10 protein-coding genes are annotated in these 12,044 nt (G+C 63.1%); 5 read left to right on the forward strand and 5 right to left on the reverse strand.

Annotated elements, in window-relative coordinates:
* Positions 1 to 53 precede the first annotated feature (53 nt).
* Both IPM84_27325 and IPM84_27330 read left to right on the forward strand, forming a co-directional pair.
* Complete coding sequence (locus IPM84_27325) at positions 54 to 2,234, forward strand: glycoside hydrolase (protein ID MBK9096401.1); 2,181 nt, start codon at positions 54 to 56, stop codon at positions 2,232 to 2,234.
* Positions 2,235 to 2,462: 228 nt separating this feature from the next.
* The gene (locus IPM84_27330; protein MBK9096402.1) at positions 2,463 to 2,915 is read left to right on the forward strand and encodes a 50S ribosomal protein L9; all 453 of its coding nucleotides are present in this window, start codon (positions 2,463 to 2,465) and stop codon (positions 2,913 to 2,915) included.
* A gap of 101 nt (positions 2,916 to 3,016) precedes the next feature.
* Here IPM84_27330 and IPM84_27335 read toward each other — a convergent pair whose 3' ends face one another.
* Complete coding sequence (locus IPM84_27335) at positions 3,017 to 5,029, reverse strand: DUF2723 domain-containing protein (protein ID MBK9096403.1); 2,013 nt, start codon at positions 5,027 to 5,029, stop codon at positions 3,017 to 3,019.
* Positions 5,030 to 5,199: 170 nt separating this feature from the next.
* Between IPM84_27335 and IPM84_27340 the strand changes: the two genes are divergently transcribed.
* The 3 genes from IPM84_27340 to murI all read left to right on the forward strand — a co-directional run bounded on the left by IPM84_27340 (position 5,200) and on the right by murI (position 7,695).
* Positions 5,200 to 5,994 carry a Uma2 family endonuclease gene (locus tag IPM84_27340; GenBank protein MBK9096404.1) on the forward strand — a complete coding sequence of 265 codons (795 nt, stop codon included), beginning with the start codon at positions 5,200 to 5,202 and terminating at the stop codon, positions 5,992 to 5,994.
* 113 nt (positions 5,995 to 6,107) lie between these two features.
* Positions 6,108 to 6,884: a gamma-glutamyl-gamma-aminobutyrate hydrolase family protein gene (locus IPM84_27345; GenBank protein MBK9096405.1), complete on the forward strand. Its 777-nt coding sequence runs from the start codon at positions 6,108 to 6,110 to the stop codon at positions 6,882 to 6,884.
* Positions 6,814 to 7,695 carry a glutamate racemase gene (gene murI / locus IPM84_27350; protein ID MBK9096406.1) on the forward strand — a complete coding sequence of 294 codons (882 nt, stop codon included), beginning with the start codon at positions 6,814 to 6,816 and terminating at the stop codon, positions 7,693 to 7,695. The genes IPM84_27345 and murI overlap by 71 nt, the downstream gene beginning before the upstream one ends.
* A 96-nt stretch (positions 7,696 to 7,791) precedes the next feature.
* Here murI and IPM84_27355 read toward each other — a convergent pair whose 3' ends face one another.
* Genes IPM84_27355 through gyrA form a run of 4 tightly spaced genes read right to left on the reverse strand, consistent with a single transcriptional unit; the run spans position 7,792 to position 11,920 of the window.
* A complete protein-coding gene (locus IPM84_27355; protein ID MBK9096407.1) occupies positions 7,792 to 8,019 on the reverse strand; it encodes a type II toxin-antitoxin system HicB family antitoxin in 228 nt (75 codons plus the stop codon).
* A 10-nt stretch (positions 8,020 to 8,029) separates the two neighbouring features.
* Complete coding sequence (locus IPM84_27360) at positions 8,030 to 8,500, reverse strand: hypothetical protein (protein MBK9096408.1); 471 nt, start codon at positions 8,498 to 8,500, stop codon at positions 8,030 to 8,032.
* Positions 8,476 to 9,393 (reverse strand): putative DNA binding domain-containing protein, encoded by a 918-nt coding sequence (locus IPM84_27365; protein MBK9096409.1) that lies wholly within the window; start codon positions 9,391 to 9,393, stop codon positions 8,476 to 8,478. Before IPM84_27365 ends, IPM84_27360 begins: the two co-directional genes overlap by 25 nt.
* A gap of 10 nt (positions 9,394 to 9,403) precedes the next feature.
* A complete protein-coding gene (gyrA, locus tag IPM84_27370; GenBank protein ID MBK9096410.1) occupies positions 9,404 to 11,920 on the reverse strand; it encodes a DNA gyrase subunit A in 2,517 nt (838 codons plus the stop codon).
* Positions 11,921 to 12,044 lie beyond the last annotated feature (124 nt).

A 12,044-nucleotide genomic window follows, 5' to 3' on the forward strand; every position in this document is an offset into this window, starting at 1 on the left:
GCGCTGAAGAGGTATCGCCGACTTCAGCGCCGCATGACTCGATGAGGTCAACGATGCCCTATCCACTCTACGTCGCCTTCGTCTGGCACATGCACCAGCCCTACTACCGCGCGCCTGGGCAGACTGAAGCCCTGCTGCCGTGGGTGCGTCTGCATGCGGCCAAGGACTACCTCCACATGGTTGAAGTCCTGGCGAAGTACCCCGCCGTCCACGCCACCTTCAACCTGGTCCCATCCCTCACCGAGCAACTGCTCGACTACGCCGCCGGTCGCCTGACCGACCGCGTCATGTCCCTGGCGCAGCGCAGCGCCTGGACCGAGGAAGAAAAGACGTATCTCGTCAACATCTGCTACAGCGTCAACTGGCCCAACATCGCGCGCCGCTACCCCCGCTTCAACGAACTGATCGAACAGCGCGAGCGCGCCCTGCTCAATCCGCTGACCCTCAGCGATACCGACTACCGGGACCTCATCACCTGGTTCAACCTGGCCTGGACTGATCCCAACTGGTTGGAAAACGACCCTGAACTGTCCGCCCTCGTGCGCAAGGGGCGCCATTTCAGCCTGGCCGACACCATGGCCGTCATCCACAAACATCTCAAGATGTGCGGCATGGCCCTGCAAAGCTACCGCGAGCGCGAGGCCCAGGGGCAAATCGAACTGACCACAAGCCCCTACTACCATCCTATCCTGCCGCTCCTGCAAGACAATCGTCATGCCCTGCGCCATTCGCCCGGCCTGCCCTTGCCGCCGTCCGGCTACAACTTCAGCGCACCGACCGATGCCGAAACCCAAGTGCGGCTGGCCGTTGCCCATCACAGTCAGCATTTGGGTCGCCTGCCGCGCGGACTGTGGCCGGCCGAAGGCGCCGTCTCCCCGGAGATTCTGCCCTATGTCCAGGCCGCGGGCCTGCGCTGGCTGGCCTCGGATGAAGAGATCCTGGCCCGCAGTCTCGACATCCCCGTGGTTCGTGACCATGAGAAGCTCAACACCAACCCGGCCGCTTTCTACCAGCCCTATCGCCTGCTCGTTGACGACCAGCCCGGCCCCGCCATGATCTTCCGCGACCATGAGATGTCGGATCGCATTGGCTTTCTCTACCAGAACATCCACGGCGTGCAGGCGGCCGAAGACCTGGTCACCCGCCTGCAGTGGGTGCATTGGCGCCTGGGCGACACGCAGCCGTTCCTGCTGCCCATCATCCTGGACGGCGAGAACTGCTGGGAATGGTACGAACACAATGGTGATATTTTTCTCGACAGTCTTTATCAGCGCCTGCAGCAGAACCACGAACTGCGCGCCGTCACCGTCAGCGAATACCTGGACACGCACCCCACTCGCGCCACCCTGCCGCACCTGGCAACCGGCTCCTGGATTCGCGGCGACCTGACCACCTGGATCGGTGACCCTGAGCACACGCGCGCCTGGAGCGCCCTGGCCCGTACCCGCGCCGACCTGATCGCCTGGCAACAGGCGACCGTGGACATCGAGCCGGCGCAGTTGGCGCGTGCCTGGCAGGCCATCTACATCAGCGAAGGCAGCGATTGGTTCTGGTGGTATTCGCGCAACAACTCCTCCGACCAGGACCTGCTGTTCGACCAAACCTTCCGCGCCAACATGGCGGTGGTTTATGAAATCATGCATCAGGCCATTCCAGAGTGGGTGATGACACCCATTGCCCAGGGCGGCCGCCTGCTGTGGAACCATCAACAGCCAACCGCGCAGATCACCCCCAGACTGCGCGCCGCGGCGGATGCAGCCCCCGAGTGGAACGGCGCGGCCATCATCCAGGCCCGCGCGGTCAGCGGCGCCATGCAGCGCGCCGACGATCGCCCCAGCCCGCTGCAGATCATCCGCGTCGGCTATGACAACAACGCCCTGTACCTGCGCCTGGAACTTGCCACCAGCACTGCTCACACCGACATTGGCGTCAACCTGCGCACGGAAGCGCCAGGGCGGACATCCACAACGTGGGGCGTGCGCCGGATGGCAGCCGCGACGACAGCCTGGCTGCACCAGCAGACGAGCGACGGCTGGGAGCATGTAGGTACGGCGCCCACAGCCGTAGGTGAGCGCGTCATCGAAGTGGCCGTGCCCCTGGAGTCACTCGGACTGACCTTCGGGATGACCATCCATGTACAAGCCGACGCCAGCGACGACCGCCAGCGCATCGTCAGCCTGCCGTCCGAAGGCCCGCAAGCCATCCTCTTTGCGGCCCTGGCCCCACCCGCCTGATGGTTGTTTCGTGTCAATTCGTGGCAAAAGTCGGCCCGGCGGGCGTGGGGGGGGGACAGAGCTGTTAACGAGTCGAGCATATCACGCGCGGCGATCTGCCAAGAGGCAAAATTTGGGGCGGGGGTGAGCGGGCGACCGGGCCGCGGTGAATTTGGACGCTGCGCAGATTTCGAGTAAGATGGCGCTACGTGGAAAACGAACCCAAGCAGAGGAGTCAGAGAGCAGATCATGGAAGTGCTTTTATTGAAAGACGTGCCGGCCCTGGGCCATGCCGGTGACATCAAGAAGGTAACGGGCGGCTATGCGGCTAATTATTTGATCCCACGTGGGCTGGCTACACCCGCGACCGGTGGTGTACGTCAGCAGGTCAAAGACATCAAGGATGCGACAACCCGCCGCCAGACACGCGAACGTCAGCAGGCGCAATCCCTGGCCGAGCGCATGACGGCCACGACACTCACGTTCACGGCCAAGGCCGGCGAGTCAGGCCGTCTCTACGGGTCGATCACTGGCGCTGATATTGCCACCGCGCTCGAAAAGGCATTGGGGCAGCCGGTGGACAAGCGCACCATTTTGCTTGAACACCCCATCCGCGAGGTTGGCACGCACAGCGTGGGCGTCAAGTTGCTGGGGGACATTCGACCCGACGTCAAGGTTGTGGTCAATCACGAGGAGCAGTAAATCTTCGTCCGCTTTCGGGAAATGCCCGGTTGAGTCAGGGAGCCTGCGAAACGCCCGTTTCGCAGGCTCTCTTTATTGCACCGATCAGGCGCGTGGGCTGTCTAGGGTTCGATCGGTATCTGAATGCTGCCCAGGTTCTCGAAGCTGCCGCTGTCAAGCTGACGGTAGATGACGATCTGCGCCGCATCCGGACGCTGCTGATCGGGCAAGGGCAGGCGAAAAACGTCGGTGATGGCTTCGCCGGCGCTCCACGCGGTGGTGGGATACAGGCCGGCGACCGGGTGGCGTACATCGAATTGAACGAGCTGATCTGCCGCCTGCAGTGCCTGCCCCTGGCGAATGGCGCGTATGGACACCGCCCAGTCCGCGGCCGGCCGCGCCTGCGCCAGCCAGGTGACGCGCACTTCAAGGCTCGGCGTCAACGGCCTGGATGGCGCCCATCCGGGCCAATCGTCTGCGCGCTGCGGTTCGACCAGGCGCGCGGTGACGCTGAGCAAGGCCAGACCATCGCCGATGACCTGGGCGTCTGGTTTAGCGGCGGCCAGCGCGGGCGCGGCCATCACCTCAATCAAGTTGGCGCTGACGGCTCGCCAATGCGGCTGCGCTGTGACCTCCTGCGCGACCAGGGGCGCGGCCGCCACCGAAGTGAAAAGCCGCCCGCCCGTGATCAAGATGTCGCGGGCCTCCGCGCTTGTCAGCGGGCGCACGTCTGGCCGCACGCCGCCGATGATGGTCAGGTAGCGCAGGGCGTCAGCCTCGGCTGTGGTCGCCAGGATGTGCGCCGCGGACGGCGCATCCGCCAAGAGATCCCAGCCTGGCGCCAGCCCCGTGTCGGTGATTCGATCGGACTGATCGGCGCGCCCAAAGTTGAACAGCAGGCGGCTGCCCAGCAGCAGACCGAGCGCCAGCAGCAGCAGCGCCGGCACGCGGCGCGCCCAGCGGCCGCTGTACACTGCGCCGGCCGTGGCGCGCTTCCAGACCCGGTCGGCTGCCACGCCTAACCCCAACGCCAGCAGGGCATAGACCGGCATCACCACCTGGTACCAGTTGCCCAGGCGGTCAATGAAACTGAAGGCGACGTAGATGAGGGCGGCGCCGGCCAGCAGGCCACCCAGGCGCCGACCGAGGAGCGCCCAGCCCGCAAGACCGGCCAGCGTGCCCAGGGGCGTCAGCTCACGCCAGAGCAGCGCGGGCCATTCGACCGTCCACGGGGGCGTGAGCGACCAGGTCAATTCGCTGCGGCCCTGGCCGGTGCTGATGAAATGCCAGAACCAGTCCCAGGTGCTCAACCAGACGCCGCTGCCGCGCCATTCCGGATGCTGCGCGCCACGCAGGTAGATGAAGGCGTAGCTGAGCAGCGGGAGCAGGGCGATGACCAGGAGCTGAGCGAGGAAGCGCGGCCGGCGTAGGAGATCAGGCTGCTGGCGGAGCACCAGCCAGGCGATGGGTGGGACAATCGCCAGGACTGTGACCATGTGGCTGAGCGCAAGCCCCGTCAGGAGGGCGATGAGCATCAGCCAGCGGTCGGCCGCGTGAGGGGAGCCGACGGCTGCGCCTGCGCGTGGTGCAGCTTCCAGCCAGCGACAGGCGGCCCAGACGAACAGCAACGTGTGCAGCACGGCCGAGGTGTACTGTTCGGTGGTGACGGCGTAGAACCAGAAGAAGTAGGTGGTGGCGTAGATGGCGGCGGCGAGCCAGGCCAGCGGCCAGTTGTGCTGGGTCAGGCGCAGAAGCAGCCGATAGAGCAGGGCCAACGTCAGCAGCGCCCACCATGTGGAGTAGCCGGCCAGCAGGCTGACGGGGTTGACCTGGGGCAGCAGCAGGCGTCCGCCGTGGAACCAGAGCCAACCGCCCAAGGTGTAGAGCGGATAGCCGGGCGCGTTGCTTGGTCGTGCCTGCACCTGGGCATACTGGTGCGTGATCAGGTCGCCGCCGGCCAATTCACCGGCGCGCAATCCATTATCCAGCGTGGATAGGTAGAGGCAACAAGCCCCAATCAGCAGCACGATCAGCCCCATGCGGGCCGGCCGTCGCGGGTGTTGCAAGCGCGAGTGTTGATGGAAAGCCACGAAACGAGTCTGCCAGATCATGGGCTGCACTGTAGCATTGCTCACAGGCTTTGTCAACCAGCAAACGTTACATTTTAGGGGTAGTCCATGTACGCGGACTTTGACTTTGTTGCGGCGGCTTGGTGTCGCCCGGCTTATGCATTATCACAATGTGCTGGTCTATGATATACTTGCATACAACTGCTTTGCGTGTAAGCAGCGCGGAGGGATGAACGATGTTGGATCTACGAACAGAAGCGCGGCCAGTCGGCTTTGACTTCATGATGCTCGAGTTACCTACAGAGGATGGTGTCCCCTTGGAATCAAATTGGCATCGTATCGAGATGAACCTGCTGATTGACTCGCTGCACTATCATTGGCGCCAGCGCACCGACTATTTTGCCGGTGGCAACATGTTCATCTACTTCAGTGCGGAGCAAGTGCGCAATCGAGACTATCGCGGGCCTGATTTTTTCATGGTCACTGGGGTGGATGGCAGCCGTGATCGGGGCGCCTGGATCGTCTGGGAGGAGAACGGCCGCTATCCGAATGTCATCATCGAGCTGGCCTCTCCATCCACGATTCATACCGATTTGGGATTCAAGAAGGACCTGTACGAGCGGGTGTTTCGCACGACGGAGTATTTCTGCTATGACCCCGGCGGACCTGAGCTACTGGGGTGGCGTCTGGACGCCGGCGAATACCGCGCCCTGAAACCGAATGCGCATGGTTGGCTCTGGAGTCATGAACTCGACGCCTGGTTGGGCGCCTGGCAGGGCGAGTTCCTGCGCCTGCAGCAGACCTGGCTGCGTCTCTATGGGTCGGATGGGGCTTTGATTCCCGTTGTTGGCGAGGCCGAAGCCCAGCGCGCCGCGACTGAAGCGCAGCGCGCCGCGACTGAAGCGCAGCGCGCCGCGACTGAAGCGCAGCGCGCACACGAAGCCTTGCAGCGCGCTGAGGTGGCCGAGACAGAGGTTGCCCGCCTGCGAGCGCTCCTGGCAGGGAAAAACGGAACCCATGGCAACGGTTGAGCAGGCACGTCTCATGCCGGGCCAGGCGGGATCAGGCCGCACGTGGGCGCGCTGACTGAACGGAATCAGCAAACAAGAGAGTCGGCAAGCAGAGAGAACAAAGGTAGAGAGTCATGGGAGTGAACGGAAACGGATCGCGGCCGCGACAGGCATTGATTGGCATTCCGAGCGCGCGCGATCGCTCGCAGCGTTATTTTGGCCTGTCCATCTATATCCAGAATCGCATGTACGTCCAGGGCGTCACCCTGGCTGGCGGCGCACCTATTACCATCCCCTTGGAATTGGACGAGGCGACGCTGCGCACGATCTACGATAGCCTGGATGGCGTTTTTCTGCCGGGCGGAGAGGATATTGATCCCGCGCTGTACGAGGAAGAACCGCACGAACTCCTGGGCGCAGTGGACGCGGAGCGCGACCGCACCGAATCATTGCTGACGCGCTGGGCGTTGCAGGAGAACAAGCCGATCATGGCCATCTGTCGCGGCGCCCAGATGCTCAATGTGGTGGCCGGTGGCTCTCTCTTTCAGGACATCACCGCACTGCGGCCCCAGTCCGAAAAGCATGACTACTTCCCGCCCCAATTCGAGCGTTTCCGTATCAGCCACGAGATCGAGGTAGACACGGGCAGCCGGCTGCACGACATCATCGGCGGCGAGCATTCGGTCAACAGTATGCACCATCAGTCGGTCAAGGCGCTGGGCAACAACCTGCGCGCCGCCGCCTGGGCGCCTGACGGGGTCATCGAAGCCGTCGAGGCGATCAATCACCCCTTTGCCATCGGCCTGCAGTGGCATCCTGAGGAATTGGCCCCGCGCAATGATGCCGCCATGCTGCGCATCTTCCAGACGTTCGTGCAGACGGCGGTCGAGTCGCGGCGCAACGGGCACTGAGCCATCTGTGGCATCCATCGGTATTTTTGATTCTGGTGTAGGCGGTCTCTCGGTTTGGCGAGAGATCGCCTTTTTGCTGCCTGACGTGGACTTGATCTATTTTGCCGATCAGGGCTACTGCCCGTATGGACCACGCACGCTGCCCGACATTCGTCAACGTGTTGAGAAAGTGGCTCGTTTCTTGCTGGCCCAGGAAATCGAGCTGCTCGTCGTCGCGTGCAATACCGCCTCGGCCGCGGCGCTGTCGCACTTGCGCGGGCTGTTCGATCTGCCCATCGTAGGTATGGAGCCGGCGCTGAAGCCGGCCGTGGAGAAAACCAACAGCGGCAAGGTGGCGGTCATGGCGACACCGGCCACCTTTCAGGGCGAACCCTTCGGACGCTTGATGGCGCGCTTTGCGCACGGCGTGCAGGTGTTCGTGCAGCCCTGTCCGGGCCTGGTGGAGCAGGTGGAGCAGGGTGATTTGGACGGCCCGGCCACCCAGCGCCTGCTGCACCGTTACCTGGACGGTCTGCCGGCTCAAGGCGTGGATGAGTTGGTGCTGGGCTGTACGCACTACCCGTTTCTGCGCCCGGCGATCGAGGCGGTCGTTGGGGCAGGCGTCCAGGTGATAGACCCAGCGCCGGCCGTCGCCCGGCAGGCGCGGCGCCTGTGGGAGCGGCTGGAGACAAAACCGCTGACAAGCTCAGTCCCACAGCGGCGCTTCTACACCACCGGGCCGGCTGAGCGCCTTCGCCAGCAGCTCTGGCAACTGCTCGGCCCCAAAGCGGCGCACCAGGCCAACGTGCAGACAGCGTCTCTCCACGAATAACCAATTCGTGCCAATTCGTGTAATTCGTGGCGAAAATATCCCCACTTTTATCCCAAATTTATCCCAAACGCTTTTTGGGTTATTTCAGGATGCGCATTAGGCTGCAAGCTGGTAGATGATAGGTCGGTAACGGGGTGGGGGAATGGGTTTGCCGGCGGCGCGGGCGGCGTCGAGCCAGGCGTGCTTGGCGATCTCGGCTTGGGCCAGGGCATCGGCGGGGGTCAGGCCGAAGGCAGAGCACATGCGCAGATCGGGGATATCGGCGATATACCCTTCATCCTCCTCGCTGTAGAAGATGTTGATGTGATAATCTTGTGGTGTCACAGTTCCTTCGTTATTTCAGGACGTAGTACGTACCCTTCTTGTCGCCTACTTTCAGCAGGATGCCCTTGTCCACCATGTCGGCGAAATCGAGGCGCAGGGTTTCGGCGGACACGTCGGGGCACAGGTCGCGATAGTCACGGTTGGTGATGCGGGTGCTGGTTTGGATGAATTGGATGGCGCGCAGTTGGCGCTCGTTCATGTTCTGCTGCCAGACCGGGATCGGCCGCGAGGTCTGGATGTTCCTGAGCACGACGGAGAACGCGTAGGGCGTTGGTTTGAACTCCGGCTGCGGGTGGCCGTTCTTGACCATATCCTCGATCATGCGATCAATGCCCAGTCCCAGCTCTTCGATGTAGCCCCACTGGAACAGGCCGTTGACCAGACGTGGATTGCGGCTGAAGTGCTCCTCGACGATATTGTCCAGGGTGATGTAGCCGGGCAAGCCGCCGGGGCTGCTCATTTCCAGGCGGTCGTCGAACATGCGCCTCGATGCGGCGGCCGCACCCGGTAATCGCGGTGGCACACCGCGCTGACTAACGCCTCGCGCACGGCAAAGGGCGGGTATTCCGATTTTTCCTCGCGCTGCAAGCCGCGCACCACCGCCTGCACGCGCATTTCGCTCCAGATGATCTGCCACAGGCGCTCGATCAGGCGCGCCAGCGGACCGACGATCTCCTCGCGGCGGCCGTAGCCTGGTAGCCCCTGCGGCCCCCGCGCCTCCGTGCCGGTGAAGCGCACGAACACCGCGCCGCTGTGAGGAAGGAAAACCTGGGGATCGCGGCCGAACAGCAGAATGCCAACCGTCGTGGGCGCCAACTCGGGCGTCAACGCGCCGATCTGAACCAGCAACTCCTGACGCGACAGCGTCAGCTTGCGCCGCTGACGCTCCTCGCGCTTCTCGATGTATTCGGTGATGATGGCCTCGTCCAGGTCAGCCAGGGTGGCGCCGGCGATCGGCTCCGCCTCGAAGTCGCTGCTCGACTTAGTGGCCGCCAACTGCCGGATCTGCTCGCCGCCCAGTGGGCTGTTCTGCGCACCACTGCGCACGATCACCCGACCATCGGCCAGGCTGTGCAGCTCGGTGCTGCGCGGTACGAAGACGCCGACAACATCGCCCTGGCCTGTTGACACCAACTGCCACTCCGTTTTGACCGGGGGCCGGCAGTTGACCAGCGCATGGCGTAAGGCGCCCTCCACTTCTTCTTCCTGCAGATTGCCGATGACATGGCCGGCCGGCGTTACACCGAGCAGAATGTGGCCGCCATCGGTATTGGCGAATGCAACCAATGTTTCAGTCAACCGCTCTGCGTCCACTGTGGGCATACACTCAATCTGAGGGCCGGACCGGCGGCCGATGAGATGGGTCACAGACATGATGATGTTCCTATCGCCTCACGCTGTGGCTGACGCCGTCTCTTCGATTTTGCAAGGGGGGTGGCAAAGGGGCTGGCAAAGGGGCTGGTAAGGGGAGCGGCGGAAGGGCAGCGGTTGGCGTGACTGGCTCCGCCGTCGGCGCAAGCCCCAGGCGCACCATCACCGCCACTGTGTCATCCTTCTTCAACTGCACCAGGCGCACACCGCTGGACGCGCGACCGTGGCGCGGGATGTCCCTGACACGCAGGCGCAGGGCAATGCCGCCGGCGGAGAAGAAGGCCACTTCTTCATCCTCCTGCACCACACGCGATGAGACGATGCGCCCGTCCTTTTCCAGGCGTGATTGTGACAGGGTGACCACACCGCCAGTGTAGCGGCCCCTCGGCGTATACTCGCTCAGCGAAGAACGTTTGCCAAAGCCCTGCGGCGTTACCACCAGCAGATCACCGCCTGGCTCTATGACATCGAGCGATGTGACCCGGTCGCCCTCGCCCAGGCGGATGCCCCAGACGCCGCTGGCGGTGCGTCCCATCGCGCGCACCTCGTTTTCGTCGAAGCGCAGCGCCTGCCCTTTCTCCGTCACCAGGATCAATTCCTGCTTGCCGCTTGTCACCCTGGCCCAGCCGAGCTCGTCGCCATCTTCCAACGGCATGGCGATGATGCCGTTAGGCCGCACCGAACTGAATTCGCTCAGCTCCACGCGTTTGATGCGACCGCCGACGGTTGCCATCGTCACATAGGTGGCGTGTTCGAAATCGGGCACGGCTACCATCGCCGTTACCCGTTCATCTGGCGGCAGATTGATGAAGTTGACAATGGCCAGGCCCTTGCCGGTGCGGCTGGCGTCGGGCAGGTTGAACGCGCGTTCGGAATAGATCCGGCCTTTGTTCGTAAAGAAGAGCACGAAATCCAGGGTGCGCGCGCTGAGCGCCTGCACCACCTGGTCCTCGTCACGTGTATTCATGCCGACGACACCGCGGCCACCACGTCCCTGTGCCCGGTAGACACGGGTCAGCGTGCGCTTGACAAAATTGTCCTGTGTCAGCGTCACCAGGACGTGCTCTTGTGGAACGACATCCTCGTCGTCCGCGCTGCCGTCCGGCAGAATCTGCGTCCGGCGGCGGTCGCCGAATTTCTCCTTCAGTTCCAGGATGTCGGTCTTGATGATCTCCAGGATTTTTTCGGGATGATCGAGCAGTGTGCGCAGGTGGGCGATGCGCGCCATCATCTCCTGGTATTCGGCCTCGATCTTGGCTCGTTCCAGGGCTGCCAGGCGCCGCAGTTGCATGTCGAGAATGGCCTGCGCCTGCACCTCGCTCAGGTTGAAGTGGGTCATCAGCCCCGTGCGAGCATCATCGGCGCTCTTGGAAGCGCGGATGAGCGCAATCACCTCGTCCAGGAATTGCAGAGCGATGCGCAATCCTTCCAGGATATGCGCACGTTCCTGGGCCTTGCGCAGCTCGAAGCGTGTGCGCCGCGTCAGCACTTCCTGGCGGTGTTCGACATAAATCTGCAGGGCGCGGCGCAGCGAGAGCAGGCGCGGCTCGCCTTCAACCAGGGCTAACAGGTTGACCCCAAACGTACTTTGTAGCGGTGTCAATTTGTAGATCTGACTGAGCACCTTGCGCGCCGAAGCGCTGCGCTTCAGTTCGATCACGATGCGCATGCCTTCGCGATCGGACTCATCGCGCAGGTCGCTGATCTGATCGAGCCGTTCCTCACGCACCAGTTGGGCGATGCGTTCGAGCAGGGTGGTCTTGTTGAGTTGGTAGGGGATTTCAGTCACGATGATGCGGAAGCGCCCGCCCTTCGTGTCTTCGATGGAGGCCACGCCGCGCATGATAATGCGCCCTTTGCCGGTGGCATAGGCGCTGCGAATGCCCTCCGTGCCCATGATCAGGCCACCGGTGGGGAAGTCCGGGCCGCTGATCAGTTCCATTAAGTCCTCAACGGTCACGTCATCCCGCTGTTCCCATCGTTCGATCAGGTAGGCGATGGCATCGGCCAGTTCAGCCAGGTTGTGCGGCGGAATGTTGGTAGCCATGCCGACGGCAATGCCTGATGAGCCGTTGAGGAGCAGATTGGGGAGCTGGGCCGGCAGAACGGTCGGCTCCTCCAGGGAGTCGTCGAAGTTTGGCCCCCAGTCCACCGTTTCTTTTTCGATGTCACCGAGCATGTAGTCAGACAAACGGGCCAGGCGGGCCTCGGTGTAACGCATGGCGGCCGGGCTGTCACCGTCAATCGAGCCGAAGTTGCCCTGGCCGTCAATCAACAGGTAGCGCATCGAGAAGTCTTGCGCCAGGCGCACCATCGAATCGTAGACGGCCACGTCGCCGTGCGGGTGATACTTACCGAGCACTTCACCGACGATACGGGCGCTCTTCTTATACGCGGTACCCGGACGCATGCCCATGTCATGCATCGCATACAGAATACGCCGATGCACCGGCTTGAGGCCGTCACGCGCATCGGGCAGGGCGCGCGCCACAATCACACTCATGGCATAGTCAAGATACGCACTGCGCATCTCGACATCTATGTCAATAGGCTGGATTTTTCCGATTCGCGGATCAACACCGCTGGTGCCGACTTGTAGATCAACCCCGTTTGTGCCGGGTTGGAGACCCGTCAGTTCGTCCGTCAAGGCATTG

This window comes from Candidatus Amarolinea dominans (genome assembly GCA_016719785.1).
Taxonomy (GTDB): domain Bacteria; phylum Chloroflexota; class Anaerolineae; order SSC4; family Amarolineaceae; genus Amarolinea; species Amarolinea dominans.